Source organism: Bifidobacterium miconisargentati (assembly GCF_019331675.1).
Taxonomy (GTDB): domain Bacteria; phylum Actinomycetota; class Actinomycetes; order Actinomycetales; family Bifidobacteriaceae; genus Bifidobacterium; species Bifidobacterium miconisargentati.
The window spans coordinates 80055-97067 of sequence record NZ_JAHBBJ010000007.1 but is presented as its reverse complement, the minus strand read 5'-3'; the positions used below and the strand labels follow the sequence as shown (position 1 = coordinate 97067).

Annotated in this window: 19 protein-coding genes; 5 read left to right on the top strand and 14 right to left on the bottom strand. The window is 60.6% G+C overall.

What is annotated here, in order from left to right:
- On the bottom strand, positions 1-699 hold the full coding sequence (locus KIH81_RS05825; protein WP_214304501.1) for an ABC transporter ATP-binding protein: 699 nt from the start codon (positions 697-699) through the stop codon (positions 1-3).
- 94 nt (positions 700-793) lie between these two features.
- Between KIH81_RS05825 and KIH81_RS05820 the strand changes: the two genes are divergently transcribed.
- Together KIH81_RS05820 and KIH81_RS05815 are read left to right on the top strand one after the other, a co-directional pair.
- Positions 794-1546 carry a response regulator gene (locus KIH81_RS05820; protein WP_236029336.1) on the top strand — a complete coding sequence of 251 codons (753 nt, stop codon included), beginning with the start codon at positions 794-796 and terminating at the stop codon, positions 1544-1546.
- Positions 1522-2739 carry a histidine kinase gene (locus KIH81_RS05815; RefSeq protein ID WP_236029334.1) on the top strand — a complete coding sequence of 406 codons (1218 nt, stop codon included), beginning with the start codon at positions 1522-1524 and terminating at the stop codon, positions 2737-2739. The genes KIH81_RS05820 and KIH81_RS05815 overlap by 25 nt, the downstream gene beginning before the upstream one ends.
- 289 nt (positions 2740-3028) lie before the next feature.
- On the opposite strand, the gene KIH81_RS05810 is transcribed toward KIH81_RS05815, so the two are convergent.
- From KIH81_RS05810 to KIH81_RS05770, 9 genes are all read right to left on the bottom strand, one after another.
- Positions 3029-3250 carry a hypothetical protein gene (locus tag KIH81_RS05810; protein WP_033493609.1) on the bottom strand — a complete coding sequence of 74 codons (222 nt, stop codon included), beginning with the start codon at positions 3248-3250 and terminating at the stop codon, positions 3029-3031.
- 180 nt (positions 3251-3430) lie between these two features.
- Positions 3431-3664 (bottom strand): hypothetical protein, encoded by a 234-nt coding sequence (locus tag KIH81_RS05805; protein WP_214304500.1) that lies wholly within the window; start codon positions 3662-3664, stop codon positions 3431-3433.
- 159 nt (positions 3665-3823) lie between these two features.
- A complete protein-coding gene (gene ccmA, locus KIH81_RS05800) occupies positions 3824-4486 on the bottom strand; it encodes a heme ABC exporter ATP-binding protein CcmA (RefSeq protein WP_214304499.1) in 663 nt (220 codons plus the stop codon).
- Between the two features lie 3 nt (positions 4487-4489).
- Complete coding sequence (locus KIH81_RS05795; protein ID WP_214304498.1) at positions 4490-6553, bottom strand: hypothetical protein; 2064 nt, start codon at positions 6551-6553, stop codon at positions 4490-4492.
- Positions 6554-6770: 217 nt separating this feature from the next.
- Positions 6771-7817, bottom strand: coding sequence for a hypothetical protein (locus KIH81_RS05790; protein WP_214304497.1), 1047 nt, complete (start codon positions 7815-7817; stop codon positions 6771-6773).
- 45 nt (positions 7818-7862) lie between these two features.
- Positions 7863-8483, bottom strand: a complete 621-nt coding sequence (locus tag KIH81_RS05785) for a glycosyltransferase family 39 protein (protein ID WP_214304496.1) — start codon at positions 8481-8483, stop codon at positions 7863-7865.
- Positions 8480-9670, bottom strand: a complete 1191-nt coding sequence (locus KIH81_RS05780) for a glycosyltransferase family 2 protein (protein WP_236029332.1) — start codon at positions 9668-9670, stop codon at positions 8480-8482. The genes KIH81_RS05785 and KIH81_RS05780 overlap by 4 nt, the downstream gene beginning before the upstream one ends.
- Before the next feature lie 280 nt (positions 9671-9950).
- Positions 9951-10430 (bottom strand): ASCH domain-containing protein, encoded by a 480-nt coding sequence (locus KIH81_RS05775; protein ID WP_236029330.1) that lies wholly within the window; start codon positions 10428-10430, stop codon positions 9951-9953.
- Complete coding sequence (locus tag KIH81_RS05770) at positions 10423-10944, bottom strand: GNAT family N-acetyltransferase (RefSeq protein ID WP_214304495.1); 522 nt, start codon at positions 10942-10944, stop codon at positions 10423-10425. Before KIH81_RS05770 ends, KIH81_RS05775 begins: the two co-directional genes overlap by 8 nt.
- Before the next feature lie 184 nt (positions 10945-11128).
- On the opposite strand from KIH81_RS05770, the gene KIH81_RS05765 reads away from it, so the two are divergent.
- From KIH81_RS05765 to KIH81_RS05755, 3 genes are all read left to right on the top strand, one after another.
- Positions 11129-12436: a DUF2142 domain-containing protein gene (locus KIH81_RS05765; protein WP_214304494.1), complete on the top strand. Its 1308-nt coding sequence runs from the start codon at positions 11129-11131 to the stop codon at positions 12434-12436.
- Positions 12437-12847: 411 nt separating this feature from the next.
- On the top strand, positions 12848-13117 hold the full coding sequence (locus KIH81_RS05760) for a type II toxin-antitoxin system RelB/DinJ family antitoxin (protein ID WP_214304493.1): 270 nt from the start codon (positions 12848-12850) through the stop codon (positions 13115-13117).
- A gap of 3 nt (positions 13118-13120) precedes the next feature.
- A complete protein-coding gene (locus KIH81_RS05755; protein ID WP_214304492.1) occupies positions 13121-13414 on the top strand; it encodes a type II toxin-antitoxin system RelE/ParE family toxin in 294 nt (97 codons plus the stop codon).
- A 120-nt stretch (positions 13415-13534) separates the two neighbouring features.
- Here KIH81_RS05755 and KIH81_RS05750 read toward each other — a convergent pair whose 3' ends face one another.
- From KIH81_RS05750 to KIH81_RS05735, 4 genes are all read right to left on the bottom strand, one after another.
- Complete coding sequence (locus tag KIH81_RS05750) at positions 13535-13870, bottom strand: SdpI family protein (protein ID WP_274608203.1); 336 nt, start codon at positions 13868-13870, stop codon at positions 13535-13537.
- A 158-nt stretch (positions 13871-14028) separates the two neighbouring features.
- Positions 14029-15348, bottom strand: a complete 1320-nt coding sequence (locus KIH81_RS05745) for a sensor histidine kinase (RefSeq protein WP_214304490.1) — start codon at positions 15346-15348, stop codon at positions 14029-14031.
- Entirely contained in the window at positions 15327-16028 is a 702-nt protein-coding gene (locus KIH81_RS05740) for a response regulator transcription factor (RefSeq protein WP_214304489.1), read from the bottom strand. The genes KIH81_RS05745 and KIH81_RS05740 overlap by 22 nt, the downstream gene beginning before the upstream one ends.
- Positions 16029-16119: 91 nt before the next feature.
- A complete protein-coding gene (locus tag KIH81_RS05735; protein ID WP_214304551.1) occupies positions 16120-16539 on the bottom strand; it encodes a VOC family protein in 420 nt (139 codons plus the stop codon).
- Between the last annotated feature and the right edge of the window lie 474 nt (positions 16540-17013).

The window sequence follows — 17013 nt, the reverse complement described above, 5'->3', positions numbered from 1 at the left end:
TCATTCCTTCACCACATTGAAGTACGCCTGTTCCAGACTGACATAACCGTCGAGGAGCGTGTCGATATCATCGTCGAGCACCTTCCGCCCGTTCGACAGGCCCACGACACGGTCGGCCACCAGTTCCAGTTCAGCCATGTAGTGGCTGGAGACCAGGACGGTCCTGTGACCCGAGACGTAGTCCTTGATGAAGTCGCGCACCCATTTGATGCCTTCCGGGTCGAGACCGTTCAACGGCTCGTCCAGAATGAGATACGGGGCGTCGGTCAGTATCGCGGTCGCGATGCCCAGCCGTTGCTTCATGCCGAGTGAATAGGTCTTATACATGCGGTTGCGTGCCTCGTACAGGCCCACGAGCCGCAGGCATTCGTCGCAACGGGAGAAAGGGATGTCGGCGGCCAGCGCGATCCAATGAAGATGATTGAGACCCGTCCTCGACGGATACGGTGCCAACCCGTCGATGAACGAGCCGACGACCGTGAGTGGGTTGGGGCCAAGTTCGTTGTACCGTTTGCCGTCGAACGTAGCTGTGCCGCTACTGGCTGGCTCCAATCCGAGCAGGATGTGCAATAAGGTCGATTTGCCGGCGCCGTTCGGACCGATCAATGCCGTGACCTTGCCCGATTCGGCACGGAACGAAACATTATCCAATGCACGTTTATCCCCATAGATCTTCGACAAACCAGAAATCTCAATCATTGCGGCCGTCTCTCCTTTTGAAGTATGCAGATACCAGCATTGGCCATTGAAGGCTGCCTGTGAGCATCAAGGCAACGTCATGTCAAGCAAACGCATGACACCGTTTCATGCCGGGGAGCTGATGGTCGTCGGCGGTACAGTGGGTGTCATGGGACTTGGGAACGAACCGGACGCGGCGAACGTGATTCGCATCGGCGTGTTGGATAATGATCCGTTTGCGTTGGATGCGATGTGCGCGATGATCGCGGCCATGTCCCGGGATTTCCATGTCGTGTGGAGCACGGGGTCGCCGGCGGTGGCGATCGAGCACTGCCACAACGCGCATACGCGGCCGGACGTGCTCGTGTTGGACATGGCGTTGGGCGGCATCACGGGCGCGGACGTATGCCGGCGCATCCGGCGCAGGACGAGCGAGGTGGGCGTCATCTGCGTCACCTCGTATTCGACGGACGTCTACCGGGATGAGGCGATCAAAGCGGGCGCGCAGGGACTGCTCGCCAAGGAACGACTCAAGACCGGCATCGCCGACGCCGTGCGGCAAGCGGCGCATGGCCTGCCGACCGCCGCTCAGGCCGAGGCGGGATTCCGTGACGCGGTTTCGGCGCATGCGCTGCTGTCCGGCACGGTGCCGGCGAAGATGTCCGAGGACATGAAGGACTCATTGTCCGCACGTGAGAAGGACATCCTGCGCCTGTACGCGCAGCGTTTGACCACCGACGAGATCGCACAGCAGCTGGGTATTGCCAAGGGCAGTGTGTTCACGTACGTGCATCGCGCAGCCGACAAGCTCGGCGTGACCAGCCGCAGGGAGGTGCTGGAGGCATGCGCCAGATACGATCTGCTGTAAGTCGATTTATTGGACGGCTGGGCTCGGATAACAGTCATCCGGTCATCGCGGCGGCATGCGTGCTGCTGGCTGCGGCCCTCATCGCGGAATACATGACCCGGGCCGCGACGGATGCCTCCTCAACGGTGAGCGTGCGGCATCTTGCGCTGGTTCTGGTGACGCTCGTCGGTCTGATCGGCGGCATGTTCCGCCCGCAATGGTTCCTCTGGGCGGCGCTCGTGGCCGGGGAGATGCTCATGCTGGCAATGCCGATGATCACGCCACTTGCCGTCATCATCACCTGTACGGGATTCCTCGCCTATCTGGACACCTGGTCGGGTGCGATCGCCACCGGCATGCTGCTCATCTCCACCACGTTCGGCGTCGAACCAAGCAGCGGTCGTCTGCTGGTGGCGACCTTGCAGAACCTTGCGTTCTATTGCTTCCCGCTAGTGACCGGCCTGTTGCTGCACATGATGCGGCAGCGCGATCATGACTCGTATCTGCTGCGTCGCCAGCAGGAACGCGAGGACACGGCCCGCGGCATGCATGACACCATCAGCAACGATCTCGCCTATCTCATCCTGCGTATCGACCACGCCGAGGCCTGCGGCATGCCCGCCGGCGAACAGGAATACCGGCAACAGCTCCGGGAACTACGCATCGCGGCAGATAGCGCCATGACCCACACGCACACGGTCATCGACTCGCTGGAGGAACATGTAGAGCAACAGCCGCAATCACAACCATCGGAACCGCGAAGCACGGCAGCACTTCCGCTGGCACCGGATGCAGATCACGCCACCGTGCAGCAGGCAGAACTGCAATCCCTGATCGACGACGAGGAGGCGAAGCTCGAATCGCTCGGCTTCACTGGCGACAACCTGCTCGGAGAACTCCGCCGCCCGCTCTCCCCCGACATGATGCGACTGCTCACGGGCCTGCTGACGGAACTGTACGCGAACATCGCCAAGCACGCCGACCCAGCCGAATGGTACGCCGTCTCCATCAGCTTCGACGCTGAAGAACTCCATATCTCCGTCAGCGACACCATCGCCGAACATGACGGAAAACTTGGATTGGGCAGCGGCCTCGACCGTTACCGCGCCATCATCGAAAAAGCCGGCGGCAGCTTCACCATCCACACGGAACAGCGGTACTGGCAACTGGATGCCGCCATCCCAAACAAGTCGGACAACGGACTACACCCGTAAAACGCCGAATGCCTCCTGCCGAACCTGTCACTTGTCGAAATGGCAGTTACCGAAGAAACTGCGTCATGATTGCACGAAGCCGTTCCAATTGCGGCGTATGTACAACTGAATCTTCCGTGTCGTCTTGGCATCCAACGTGGTCGAGTCCACGACCACATCCCCGTCAGCGGTCAGCACGAACTTGGCAAGCCGCTACGAGTTGTTACGTTTGATATGAAAATGCACGCCGTGACCGCCGCCATTGCTGGTCACATAAAACTCGTATCCGGCGACGTCTTCAAACCAGATCTCACGCATATTCGCGATCAACTTCGCGCGCATCCTCCACGAACGGGTAGGAACGCTTGAAATATCCTTCCACCAGTGGAAGCGATTCGGAGGGGAACGTGTTGCTGCGCACCGTGCCATCATTGTTGAACACGATCTTGAATCCGGTCGCCGGCTCGGTGACCGTAACCGTTCTCGCCGTGTATCCCAGTCGAAGACCATTTGCCTCCAACAGGTTGCTCATGCCGATCCTCGCCATGACGGTCTCCAATCCATGATTCCCCTACGAAATATTACGCATTCCATTGTATGCGGATCCCTTGCGAAGCATGGCCCGGACCCTCTGCTCTTATTTATCAGGCTCGAAGACCACCACCAGCTGCATTACGGAACCTGACTATATGCGATGTCCCTGCTCACAGGCTTAATCCGCCCGATTCTTCTTTCTTTTTGCAAGAAGTATTCGGGCGGCCCGGACCGATAGGATTGCTAAAACAAGTGGAACGACCACCCATTGGGGGAATTGCATCGCGTTGAAAACCAATGCCAGCACAAAAATCAACACGTACGCCAAAAGTTCCCACCATTTTAGAAGCAAACGATACGATACGTTCCCCTCACGTTCTTGCACCGGTGTTTCATTAACGGACTTTCCCATTGCGATCGATTCCCTTCCTCGTGGCTCGATTTCTTTGCAATCACTGTGATACGTCGATATATAACGTCGTCATGCAGGACGGGACAACATGCTGTCAAGCAATCGCATGACAGTGGCCCCGAACGTTACTGTTCCATCATCAAAACCGCCGACGGCACATCACAGTTGGATGGTCCAGTCGCATGATTCGGCCACGTGGTCGGAGTGGGTGGCAATGATGACGGCGCCGCCGTGCTCGGCCATGTCGCGCAGGGTATGGATGACCATGTCGGCGTTGTCGTGGTCGAGGGCGCCGGTGGGTTCGTCGGCGAGTATTATCGCTGGGTTTTTCACGATAAGACGTGCCAGCGCCACTCTTTGCTGTTCGCCTCCGGAAAGCTGGTAGACCGGCTCCTTTTCACGGTCGGCCAGGCCGACTTGCTGCAGGGCTTGGGATATGGCGGTTCTCCTTGCTTGTGTCGAACGGTGAAGCAGGGCGACGTTCAGGTTCTCCTCGATGGTGGCGTTGTCGATGAGCGCGTAATCCTGGAATAGATAGCCGAGCGTCTTTTCCCGGAACAGGCGCGTGGCGCGGGAACGGTATCGGGTGATATCTTGCCCGTTGACCTCGATCACGCCGCTGTCCGGTTTCTCCAGTAGTCCGATGCAGTTCAGCAGGGTGCTTTTCCCTGATCCCGATGGTCCGGTGAGGGCAATCATCTGCCTCGGACGGACCGAGAACGTGAGATCCTTCCACAGCAGGTGGTTGCCGAAGGATTTGGAGAGATCCCTGATGTCGAGCCGCGTTGTGGACGGCGTGTGATCGGATGGTGCGGTGGTCATCGGTTACTCCTCCCGGGTGTGGGCCTGGACGTTTCTGCGCACGTATATGGCGGTGGACAGCATGCAGACCGCGAAACTCGTCACGGCGATGAGCATGGCAAGGAGCGGCTGGTATCCGTCGAGCAGCGACGGATCGTTCTGGGCATATGAGACTACGATTCGACCGGCGGCCCGAACGGTCTGCGCCGCGAACCATATGCACGGGGCGGCCATCAGCGCCGATTCGACCATGACCAGACTCAGATGGGTTCTCGTGAAGGACCATCCGTGAATGTAGCGGGCGAAGATGGTCTGGGCGCGTTCACGGACCCTGATCTGGGCGATGGCCACGGCCGAGGCGATAAGGACTATGACGGACATCGCGACGTTGTATACGTGGACGATCAGGTCCGACCTGAGCTGCGCGTAATGCGCTGCGGCGCTTTGCCCGGCATCGTTCACGGCGAAGATGAAGTCCTTCAAGCCGGCCTGTCGCGAGGAGACAAGCGCGTATCGCGTGCTTTCCAGCAGCGCGTCGCCCTGGCTGGCATACGCGGCGTAATCGTCAGTGGAGAACAGTCCGCTATCATTGTCGGCCACGACGAGCAGCGCGTCGTCGAACAGGGCCGGGGTGTCGGGCAGGGCGGACCCGTAGCTGAACAGCTGCTGGCCCCTGTCGCCGCGCACGTAATCGATCTCGGGGACGGCGATGCCGCGGGCGGATGTCCGGGATTGCACCCAGCTGCCGATCGCATTCTCGTATGTTTTCGTGGCCGCCGCATCCGCGGCATACGGTATCACCACCGTGACACCGTCACCGCCGGCCGTCAGGCGATGCCCGTCATCGTCTTTGACCGTCTGGTGCCGCAGATAGTTGCCGTTGACCAGCAGCACCGTGCCTGATACCGTTTGCCCGTCGTCCGCCGGGGACGACATGAAACGAAGGTCGTCTTCATGGGCCAGGACCATCCGTCCTTCGTCCTCGGCCCGTTCCAGCCATTCACCGGTTTTGCGACTGTATTCGTCCTGTTCCTCCGGCGACAGGTTCGGATTGAGATGCACCTGTGCCACCCCGCCGGCGTCCCGCCATGCCTCCTGGGCCTGCTGCTGGTTGTGCAGGTCGCCCAGGGCCGTGAAGAGAAGGGTCACCGCCCATATGGTGATGAACACGGCCGGCACGCGGACGCAATACACCATGATGGAAGGCAGCCTGCAGGGCAGCCGCCCCTTGACCGCGGACAGCAACGGCTCCGCGGATGCGATCGCGAAGCCCACGCCATAGGCGGCCGCCATGACCACACATACGGCCAGGAAGATCACGGCCGACAGCATACCGAACAAACTCCACTGGGCCCCGTGGTTGTACGCCATCACCGGCCCGCATACGACGGTGGCCACGACGCACATTCCCAGCAGGCAGGCGGCCGCATTGGCCTTGATATCCCGCCCCATCAACACCAGCGGACCCGCCCCGTGGAGCCTCTGTACGGCGTATCCCTTCGCGTTCATCAAGGAGAAACCGCCCGCGAGCGTCGCGCACAGCAGCAGCGCGACGACCAGACTCACCCCGACGGGCCTGCCGATGACCCATTGCGCATACGAGCCGAGGAAGCTCGTCTTGACCAGAACGCTGTACCCCTGATCTCGCAGTTCACGCTGCATGTCTACCGCCGACGTGGCCGACCCGTCGAACACGTAGTACGTGCCACGGGGGTCGGAGCCGGCCAAGTCGCCCATCCGGCCGACCGTGGTCCGCATCGAGGTGTTGAACGACGGATAACCATGATTGATCCATGACGCGGCCCCGCCGGCAGGATTGCCCACGGCGACATATACATGCCTGGCCCCGCCGGGGTCCTGCACATCGGCGACATTCTTGGTGATATTGACCCTGTTCGCCTGCGCCACCTCGGATATCACGTCGATCGTCTCCTCGCTCCTGACCCGAGGGGACGGCCCAGACACCTGCACGGTGGCCCGCACCGCAAGAGGCGCCGACAAATCCAACGCATTCAGGATCAGAAACGATCCCAGGACCGCGACGAAAGCCGCGATCCACAACGCAAGACGAATGGAACCACTCCGCATAATCCCTCCCCCTCTAGAAACGTTTGGATAAGACGAATCCCTTTCGACGATCATGTGATAAGTCGATATATAGCGCCGTCACGTAAGCCGGACAACATGCTGTCATGCAATCGCATGACAGTGGCTTCGGCGATGGCTCTTGGCCCGTCCAGTCTCTCCCATTTCAGCGTTGCTCCTTAAAAGATGCCTTCATGGGTTTTTGTTCCGCGAGAACCGGTCATCGACGGTAGGCGATGGCTGCGTTCGCATCACGCTTGATGATGCCGGTTTGCGTCCATTGGTCGGCTGTGGAGCCGAGGAATTTGTCGTAGTTGCGTGTTGTGGACCAGGACAGGAGCGTGAACCGGTTCGCGCTGAGATCGGCGACGGTTTTCAGTTGCGCGGCGGAATCATGCAGCGGCGCGTATCCGCCGCGATCGGGAACGTCGCCTGATTCCAGGAAGTAGTAGTGCGGGCAGTCGCGGTAGTACCAGTATGCATCGATGTACGTGTATTCGTCCTGCGCGACGACCGGCTGCGCGGCCGAGCAGACAACCTGTTGGCTGAGCGTAGCCGATCCGGGCGTATCGTTGCGGTCGAAACTATGGTTGCCTCGCACGCCATACGCAATCGTTCCGGCGGCCAGTATCGCGACTATCGCAACGTAGACGATCATTGCGCAGCGTCCGCGCGTCCGATAGGCGACAACGCACGCCAGCGCGAGCGTGGCATAGAAGAACGGCGCGACCACGCTCAGATAGCGCACGGAGAACATGCCGTATCCGCCGCTGAACAGTTCCTTGACGGCGGACCATGCCATCAGGAACGCGGCCGGCATGGCGAACAACATGACGAACAGCATGACGAACAGCCGCATGGCTTTGGCAGACTCCTGCGATGCCGTCGCACTAACCGGCTGTCGCTCGCGCCAATGTTCCGCAATGAGTATGCCGACGATCAATGTCATCGCGGCCGCGACCAGCAGCGAGACGATCGACGGCAGCTCTGTTTCCGTCATACCGAGCAGCATGACGTCGAACGCATTGGCCACGCCGGACATGTTCGCGCGTCGACGGACCGGCGGCAGCACGGAACTTCCGCCGAGCTGGCCCAGCAACGCCGACATCCACGGCAGAAACAGTATGATCGACGCGGCATAGGCGAACAGCCATCGCCATGCGGACAGTCGTCGCATGCGCCATGAGCGCGCGGTGAGCCAGATCGCGTGCGTCAGCCATACGAATGCGGTCAGATACAACGTCAGCGTGCCGAGCGTGACGGTCACGGCGTACGCGCACCACCATGCGATGCGACGACGTCGATCATGCGATCAGCAACAGTCGTCTTGTCGATTGCCCACGTCAATCTCGGCCGCATCCGCAACGTGATGCCGACGGTCGCGCTGCCCGATCAACCCGACCGCGTGCAACAGCATCGTCGTGCCACCCACGGCCAGCAGCATCGCAGGCGAGTACATGCGCAGCTCGTAGCCGTAGCGCAGCATGAATCCGCCGCACACCAGCATCGGCATGCACGCCACTGCGACGCGGTCGCCGAACAGGTCACGCATCAACATGATCAGCACGAACACGGCAAGGCCGAGGCACGCGCAGTTCGGTAGTCGCAGCAATGCGACGTTGTCACCGGCGACGGGCATCCAAGTCTTGAGCAGCAGATAGTACAACGGCGGATGCGCGTCGACGGTGGTGAGCGTGATCAGTTCCGATACCGGTCGACTCGCCAATATCAGCGAGTACTGTTCGTCGAACCACAACGACTGATTGCGGCCCATCAGCCAGCTCAAGACTGTCGTCGCCAGCGCGCAGCAGGCAGCCAGTGCGGGGATTGAGCGGCAGATAGCGGATGCGATCCAACCGGCACGGCCATCGTCGGTGCTTTCACAGGCATGTCCGGTGTCCGGAATGACGGCTTCGTCCTTCACTGTCGTCATGACGGCATCTCCCCGTCATGTACCGGACGGTCGAAACGGGTATTGCCGGTATCACGAACGTTGATGTTGCCGTCGCGCACGATGTAGTTCGGCCGGCGTTTGGATTCCAGGTACGTGTTCGCCAGATACCGGCCGATGATACCCAGGCACATCAGCTGGAGTCCGCCGATGAACGTGATGATGCACGCGAGCGACGGCCAGCCGGCCACCGGGTCGCCGAACATGGCAGCGCGAACAGCGATGAAACAGGTCGCTCCGAACGCGACGGCGCACAGCAGCAACCCGATGTACGAGGCTACGGCTAGCGGCACAGTGGAGCATGAAATAAGACCTTCAATCGCGTAGCGGACCAACGCGAAGAAGTTCCAACTGGACTTGCCCGCAGCCCGGCGCGTGTTCGGATAGTCGATCCATGCCGTATGGAATCCCACCCATGCGTACAGTCCCTTGGAGAACCGGTTGCGTTCGGTCAGCGACGTCAACGCATCGACGACCCGTCGCCGCATCATACGGTAATCACGCGCGCCATCAGGCACCTCAACCGGCGACATGGCGTTCATCAGCCGGTAGAACATATGTGCGCACACGGATCGAATCGGCGGCTCGCCTGCGCGCGTGGTGCGTCGCGTCGCTACGCAATCCAGTGTCGGGTCGTCGGCAAGCATCGAGAACATGCGCGGCAGCAGCGACGGCGGGTCCTGCAAATCGGCGTCCATCACCGCCACGAAATCGCCTTGTGCGGCGTCCAGTCCGGCGAGCAACGCGCCTTCCTTACCGAAATTGCGGGACAGCGACAGCCAGCGGACTGCGAAGGGCGGCATATCCAGGTTTGACGCGGGGATACCGCTGGTACGGCGTGATTTCGCCGGGTTATGGCATGACAGTTGCTGTTCATCCGCGGCCTGTCGCAACAACGCTGCCGTCCCATCCGTGGAACCATCGTCGATCAGCACTACTTCGGCCGTCGTACCGGGATACACCGCCATGATTTCGCGGACGGCCCGCGCGGCTGATGACAGGAACAGCGGCAGGCACTCCTCCTCGTTATGGCAGGGCACGACGATGGACAGCGTGACCTGCCGTTCGGGATACGCATTATCTGCGATATCCATCGCCGCACGGGGGTTGCGTTTCACAGGAGCATGAGTGGTACGGCGATGCTGCGAATACCGATTGACCATAATCATGCCTTCTTCCCGTCGGCGAGCGCCACCTTGCGATCCGTCGTATGACTTGTGTCAGTACGATTCCAGTGTGCGTTCGTCGGAACGTGGAACATGCCTGTATCACCCCTGGTTTGTCGGACGCATTACCCTCATTGCCGTTTCAGGGTATGTGGGGGGGCGACGTAAGGGAGTTCAAACGAGTGTTGGCAGCCGCGCCCTCTCTCCCGAACCATCGTGGTTCAATCGATGCGACGCGAATCGTCATTGCATGCCGTTGAGGGTTGATGCTCGTGCGGATCGTTTAGCTGTTCCTCGCAGCGTTCATGCAACGTTCCATGACGGTGAAGCGTTCCAATACCACGAGTGTGTCGTCGTTGATAGGGAACGTCGGGTCGGTGAACCATGCACGGTATTCTTCGGAGTTCCAATACGCCTCATGCGTGCGCCGCCATTGCGCCGCGGTCGTGTCGCCTTCGCCTTCGGCCAAAGCATGTCGGTCGGTCACGTCGCCCAAACGGACCACGGCGGCATCGGTGGTGGTTAATACCGCTACGCCCTGTCCATTTGAATCGACCAGGACGGTGCGATCGCCGACGCGGGGCAACGGATCGCCGCACTCCTCATAGTCGATCAGCAGCGAGGCAGTGGCCGTCTTCACGCCGTCAAGAATCAGTCCGACCAGCCGATCACGTGTCGGCCCGGGCGTCATGAACTCGGCCTTCGGCAGATCGGCGTATTCCGGTGGTAGGGGCAGGTTCGGCATCGTCGTATCGTCACTCATCGCGCATTGTTCCTTTACTCGTGTCAATGCGCGTGTAGTATTCCCGCTCGTCCTCATGGTCGATGCGCGCGCCGCAATGCCGCTGCACCGCGAGGCTCGCGGGATTGGTTTTGTGCACGCTCAGATACGCTTCCTCGATGCCGAGCTCGTACGCTTTGGCGAGCGTGAGCTTCAGCCCCGCGGTCGCGTAGCCGCGATCACGGTATTCGCGGGCGATGCCGTAACCGATGTGGCCCGGCCCGTTGCTCAGGAATTCGGTGAGCCGGTGGCGCAGGTTGAAGATGCCCACGTACTCGCCTTCGTCGTTGACGAGGATGTATTTGGTGGCCGGCACCCAGCCGTCCGGCAATCCGACGCCCCTCGACTCGTTGCGCAAGCCTTGCACGTATGCGGCGAACTGCTCATGGTCCATGCCGGCCGCGGGGTTCTCGAATCCCGTCTCCTCCGCCGGGAACTTCACGAACAGCTCGAACGCGCGCTCCGGATCCGCCAGCCATGTCTCGACCAACTGCATAGTCACCTCCATTGTTACGATGCGGATTACATTACACTCGGCCGTTCGGATCGCCGTGTTCTTGCATCCTGCTGTCGTCTAAAGATGACGGATTCCGCTTCGATTGGTGTGAATCGCCGGAGTGTGGTCATCATGGATTACGTCCGGCATGGTGCCGGTCCGCGGAGTCCTGTGGTGGTTTGTCATGAATCCGTATCCGAATGGTCACGATGGCCGGTCGCGTCAAGGTCGAACGACGGTCATCGTGCTTGCGTTGGTGGCGCTGTGCGGCGTGCTGGGCATCATACTGACTCCTCCGGGGTCGACGCCGGACGTGTGGGCGCACGTGTACCGTGTGGACGCGATGCTCAACGGCGACGTGATCGCCCGACCTGTACACGCGGCGTCCGACTATCATCCCGACGCGGAACACAACACGGGCGGCTGGGTCGATGATGACGTGGTCGCGTTCTCGCTGGCCAACGATCGCCATTACGTGTCCGGTTTGGTGAACGCCTCGTCCATCACCGTCCACGACGGGCATCGCAGCGAGGCGCCGTTCGACAACACTGCCGTGTACCCGCCGATCGCGTACCTGCCGCAGCTGGCCGCCTTCGCCGCCGGACGCCTGCTGCGATTGGACGCGGCATGGCGGTTCTATCTCGCCGAAGTGTTCCAGCTGGCCGTCTATCTCGCGGCGGTGTGGATCGGCTTGCGTTTGCTGGCCGGGGTGTCGCCTCGTTGGTTTCGCCTGTTGGCTGGGTTGTTGGCCGTGTGTCTGGCGGTGCCGGATTCGTTCATGTTCTCTCCTGACTCGACGGTGGTCGCTCTATCCCTGCCATTGGCCTGCATGCTGATCCGATGCCTGCAATCCGATCGGATCAGCGCCGGCGACTGCGTGCTGCTGGTCGGAACGACCGGGGTGCTGGCGTTGTCGAAGTTCGCGTACGCGCCGTGCCTGCTCATGACGTTGCTGCCGATGATCGCCCACCGTCGTATGCCGGTGCGTTCACGGCTCATCCTCGTCGCCGGATGCGTGCTGCCGGTTATGTTGTTGCTGGCGTGGTTGAAGCTGGGAACCGGATTCGCCACGAACCCGTCGCGAGTCCCGTACGATGAGGTGCGGCAAAGGCAACGGGAACTGCTGGCCGCCCCGCATATGTTCCTGCCACGGATGTTCTACAGCATCGTTCGTTTGCAGGGCTGGTCATGGTGGGAGCCGCCGCTGCTGTTCCTGTTCTGGACGCTTACCGCTGCGGCCCTGATGCTGACCGTCATCGCCTGGAGACGTGATCGGCGGCGACTGCTGTTCTGGCTGATCTCATGGATGGCGATCATGGGGTGTGTGACGCTGGTGTACGCGGCGATATGGACGCAGTTCACGCTGACCGGACAGGCCGGCGTCGTCGGCATCAACAGCCGATACTTCCTGCCGTTGGTGCCGCCGTTGATCATGCAATGTGCTGACGCGCTATATGCAATCAATCGTCCGCGAGCGACGACCATTCCTTGACCTTGCGCAATGACATCGTACGTGTCCTGTTCCGATTATGGTTCGTTTACCGTTGTGCGGGTTCGCCGGATTATTGTGATACAGGGACGACGCCGCGTGCGCCGATCGGACAGCAATGATCACAACGGTCAACATTCCGATGATGGTCTGTTGACAGCAGTCTGCCGCCGAAACCGTCGAACGTTCCGAAAATCCCGCGGGTGCGCATTGTTGCGTTTCATTTTCTTCATGATGATTGTTCGCAAGGAATCGCGCTGATCGGAGGAGCGGTTGTCATCCAAGGACAACAAACATGGATCTGATGATCATGCTCGTCTCGGTCGCGGCAATCGGCGAATCCTATGTTTATTGACTATTGTCATACGAACTTATACTATTGTCTTACAATAGAGTGATGTTGGGAGGTTTACGATGAGCATGGCATCGGTCACCGTCCGCGTGGATGCGGACACCAAGCAAAAGGCCGCGTCCATCGCCGAGGATTTCGGTCTGGACCTGTCTTCGGTCACCCGCGCGTTCTACCGGCAGATCGTGCGCGAGAAGCGCATCCCGCTCAGCCTGTCCTACACGACCGTACCGGACGAAACCATGCAGGCGTTGACCGAAGCGAAGAGCAAGATCGCCGACGGCAAACCACGGTTCAACAACGCCGACGACATGTTCGACTCGTTGGGAATCTGACGGATGCTCAAACCGGATTACACCGTCGCGTTCCAGAGAGACGTCAAGAGACTCAAACGCAGGCATGTCGACATGGCCCCGCTCAAAGAAGTCATACGGCTGGTGCTTGAAGACACCGCGCAATCCAAGGAGACGCTAAGGCGCAGGCATCGGGCGCACACGCTTACCGGCGACTTGGCCGGCGTGCTGGAATGCCATATCGGCAACGCCGGCGACTGGCTGCTTCTATGGATACGTGACGACGGCACCGCCGTGTTCATGCGCACCGGCAGCCATGACGAGCTGCTGGGCAAATAACCGCTTTACCGCAAGGCCTCGTAGCAGTCGGATCCCATAAGTGACAACGTCGCCGATGGCGTTCAACGCAGTTAAAAGCAATTCGGCGACGTCTTCAAACCATTGCATGGGACCTTCAATTCATTCACGGTTCCCCAGTGCAGCATCCAAATAGTGGTTCTTGGCGTCGTGATTCGCGATGATTCCGCATATGACAAGCCATGCGACGAGTATGACGGCAAGTGCAAGGAGCATCCACCACCAGATCATGTCCATGGTATTGATGTCACGGTCCGCGATCATGCCTACCGCCACGTCTAATGGCATCAGAGCGACCAGAACGCCACAGCCAAGGAACACGAATGCATACTTGTGGTGTACGTACTCCCACGTCTCGTCCGAGGCGATGGTCCAGCGAGTCTTGATGCCCATATGGTAATTCCTCTCCAATTGGCCGCTCTTCGCGAACCCATACATGGAGAAGCACCACCGTGCCACCGGCAGGAAGAGAACGATCAAGCAAAGAAGCATATCCCGAATCCTTTCCGATGCCCTCAATGATAATAATCGGCGAAACCGCACGACCGACGATGTCGACTATGGTTGACGGGGACTATCGGAGAACAATGAGATCACTATGACAATGGAACGCATGGCAGTGTCGCGTGCAGAATCCAGGTGCCGTCTTCGGCGGACGTGCTGATCGAACCGCCGAGGGATGCGAACCGCATACGGTGCAGGGAGAGGCCTTTGCCGGAGTGGGGTTTGTCGGACAGGAGGGACTGCGTGGCAATGTCGTTGACCTGGTCGACGGACAGGCTATCACGATTGCGGCGTACGACCACGCGGTATTCGCCGGACGGATCGCCGTGCACGGCGATGTTGGTGTACAGCTCGCGCAGCAGATTGATTACGGCGGACTCTCGCTCGTGAACGACATCATCCGAATCCGTCGTTTTGTGCTCGGGCAGGTTGTCGATCAGCGTTGAGTCTCCGGTAAAGCCAAGCTGTGCGAGATATTGGTCGCCGTGTTCCAATACATCGCGGACACGTTTGGGGAACGTGGTGCAGGACGAGGGTGTTGTGGCCGAGTCTCCGTTTTCGACATTGTCGTCGCCGGTATGTTCGGCGTCACCGTAGTCGATGTCGTTTCGCGGAGAGACGTCGTTGCGACCATCCCCAATGGGATCAGGGGCCTTTCCGGTATCCGTGTCATCATCGTTTCCATCGAGCATGTCGATGACCGTGCGCACCTCGCCGAGTGTGTCGATCGTATGCCGGTACAGGTCGTCGAGCAGCTCGACATGCTCGATATTCGTCTCGCGTGAGCGTTCGTAGTCCAAACGCATGGCCATATACGCGAGATTGCTCGTCACCGCATCGTGAATCCTGCTCGCGGCTCGTGCGTCGCGGCGCATAGCCTCCACCCGGTCGCGCTCCCGCTCGTAGCGCAGCCGGTCCTGTTCCGCCTGCACGGCCACAGACCTCCACGACATCGCGCGTCCGAACGCATACACGACGAAGAACGACACCAGCAATATCACGTAGTCGCCGAACGGAACCCCGGCGCGGGCCGCGACCATCCAACGCACCGCGGCGATCAACGGCGGCAACAGCCACCACCAGCGCGACCTGCCATACCGACCGACGGCCGCCAACGCGACCCACATGCCATAAAACAGACTCGCCCCGCTCATGTCCGGCAAGAGCGCGCACCCTACATACGTGACGGCGACCGCCACGCTCATCGGCAACGGGTAAAACGGCAGCACCAGCAGGCACAGGACATGCATGACCGTCAGCACCGTAGTCGCCACGAGCTGCGCGGGATACTCGACCATCTCCAACACCGTCAACCCGGCGGACAGCAGCACGACGCACCACATGACCGGCCCCACACCGGCGGCACGGACACGCTCGCCCGCGCGTCTGATCAGTCCTGCCACATCAGCCATTCGGCCACCGCCTGCGTCCGGTTCCGCGCACCCAGCTTCTTCGCCGCACGCATCACAGACGTCTTCACCGACGACTCGCCCACCTGCAACAGCTCGCCAATCTCACGCGAACTCCTGCCCTGCGCACACAGTCGCATGACCTCACGCTCACGCTCCGTCAGCGACACCACAGCAGCAGCCGAGCCAATACGGGAGCCGCCGGCAACCGTTCCGGCCTCGGCTTCAGCCTGCGCCGCGAGCAATGCATGCGACTGCGCGGCGGTCAGATCGGACACATACCGGGTCTGCGGCCTGCGACCGTTGACCAGCGCGACCGCCGCATCGCAGATATCCTTCACCCTCGCCTTGTCCATCACACACTGCGCGCCGGCAGCCAGAGCATCGGCCGCGTAATGCTCCAACGAAAACGATGTGATGCCGATCAACACCACATCGGTCGTCGTCGCACGTACCCGCCGGCACACCTCGATGCCGCTCAACCCCTCCAACGACATGTCCACCAGCAGCACATCCGGCCGGGAACCGGCAGACAGACAGCGGGCGACCGCGTCACGGCCGTTCCGGCACACCCATGCCATGTCCACGTTGGGAAGCTCCCGCCGAACCAGCAGCGTTAGCATCCTCAGCGTCAATTGGTCGTTGTCCACCATCGCAAGGCTGAAGCGCTCACCGTCGTACATATGTCACCACCTCGTCATACCGCCATGCCACAAAGACATCGCGCCCATTCCTGCATTGGGATTACCCCGCATCACGCCTTGCGATGCATATTCAACGTTCCTGACGACCCTCGAACCAACCGGACCAATCGACCACGGCCTCGATGTTGTTGCCGTCCGGGTCCAGCACGAACGCCGAATAGTAGCCGGGATGGTAGGGCCTGGGACCGGGCGCCCCGTTGTCCCGGCCGCCGGCCGCGAGCGCGGCCTGGTAGAACGCCTGCACGGACTCACGGTTTGGAGCGAGGAACGCGATGTGGGTGACCGGCGAGGCTTCCGCGTCGTCCACCGGTGAATCGTTGTTCATCGGCGAAACGTAGAAGTCGGAGTGGAGCGTGCCGTCGTCCACACCGAAGCCGATCGTCGGTTCGTGGTGTGCTTTGGCGACGTATCCCAGTGGGGCGAGCGCCTGCCGGTAGAACGCGATGCTGCGTGTTATGTCTCGTACGTGCAAGGTGATGTGATCCAACATGACTGCCACTGTACGCGCATTATGTTCGGTCTGTCCGGCTTCTGGTCACGCCTCTTAGCTGGAATCGGAAATCGGGAGCATCCACTGTTCGCCGCCCGCTGGACCAAGACCTGGCCGCAAACCAGCCAGACTCGCAACGCCCTATGGTCCCTCACCCCGAACGCGAAAACCACCGGCGACGACGCGCCCACCCTCAACGCCACACAAACCACCATCACCACCAACACCGCCACATATTTCGGGCGTTTGCTCCGCTCACAGCGAGCTATCATGAACATATATGCAATGTTGCTGGGAATGCCAGCCGGGCGTTCCCAGCAACAGGACAGCGTTGTCATAGTTTAGGAGACTTGCATGTACGTCGTTCTGGAATCCTTCGCATACGACTAAGCGGATTGACGGTTCATCTCTCTCCGTCTCTCCCCTATCGCCGCGGGCCGCTTCGGGCTCGCGCGATATGTCGTTATGCCTGAT

Coding starts and splice junctions, on each gene's coding strand:
- KIH81_RS05770 (WP_214304495.1), bottom strand. CDS start 10,944: ATGCAGTTGGTCGAGACATGGCTGGCGGATCCGGAGCGCGCGTTCGAG.
- KIH81_RS05755 (WP_214304492.1), top strand. CDS start 13,121: ATGCTCAAACCGGATTACACCGTCGCGTTCCAGAGAGACGTCAAGAGA.
- ccmA (WP_214304499.1), bottom strand. CDS start 4,486: ATGACCACCGCACCATCCGATCACACGCCGTCCACAACGCGGCTCGAC.
- KIH81_RS05735 (WP_214304551.1), bottom strand. CDS start 16,539: ATGTTGGATCACATCACCTTGCACGTACGAGACATAACACGCAGCATC.
- KIH81_RS05760 (WP_214304493.1), top strand. CDS start 12,848: ATGAGCATGGCATCGGTCACCGTCCGCGTGGATGCGGACACCAAGCAA.
- KIH81_RS05795 (WP_214304498.1), bottom strand. CDS start 6,553: ATGCGGAGTGGTTCCATTCGTCTTGCGTTGTGGATCGCGGCTTTCGTC.
- KIH81_RS05805 (WP_214304500.1), bottom strand. CDS start 3,664: ATGGGAAAGTCCGTTAATGAAACACCGGTGCAAGAACGTGAGGGGAAC.
- KIH81_RS05825 (WP_214304501.1), bottom strand. CDS start 699: ATGATTGAGATTTCTGGTTTGTCGAAGATCTATGGGGATAAACGTGCA.
- KIH81_RS05815 (WP_236029334.1), top strand. CDS start 1,522: ATGCGCCAGATACGATCTGCTGTAAGTCGATTTATTGGACGGCTGGGC.
- KIH81_RS05820 (WP_236029336.1), top strand. CDS start 794: ATGACACCGTTTCATGCCGGGGAGCTGATGGTCGTCGGCGGTACAGTG.
- KIH81_RS05740 (WP_214304489.1), bottom strand. CDS start 16,028: ATGTACGACGGTGAGCGCTTCAGCCTTGCGATGGTGGACAACGACCAA.
- KIH81_RS05765 (WP_214304494.1), top strand. CDS start 11,129: ATGAATCCGTATCCGAATGGTCACGATGGCCGGTCGCGTCAAGGTCGA.
- KIH81_RS05750 (WP_274608203.1), bottom strand. CDS start 13,870: ATGTATGGGTTCGCGAAGAGCGGCCAATTGGAGAGGAATTACCATATG.
- KIH81_RS05785 (WP_214304496.1), bottom strand. CDS start 8,483: ATGACGACAGTGAAGGACGAAGCCGTCATTCCGGACACCGGACATGCC.
- KIH81_RS05745 (WP_214304490.1), bottom strand. CDS start 15,348: ATGGCTGATGTGGCAGGACTGATCAGACGCGCGGGCGAGCGTGTCCGT.
- KIH81_RS05810 (WP_033493609.1), bottom strand. CDS start 3,250: ATGAGCAACCTGTTGGAGGCAAATGGTCTTCGACTGGGATACACGGCG.
- KIH81_RS05775 (WP_236029330.1), bottom strand. CDS start 10,430: ATGAGTGACGATACGACGATGCCGAACCTGCCCCTACCACCGGAATAC.
- KIH81_RS05780 (WP_236029332.1), bottom strand. CDS start 9,670: ATGATTATGGTCAATCGGTATTCGCAGCATCGCCGTACCACTCATGCT.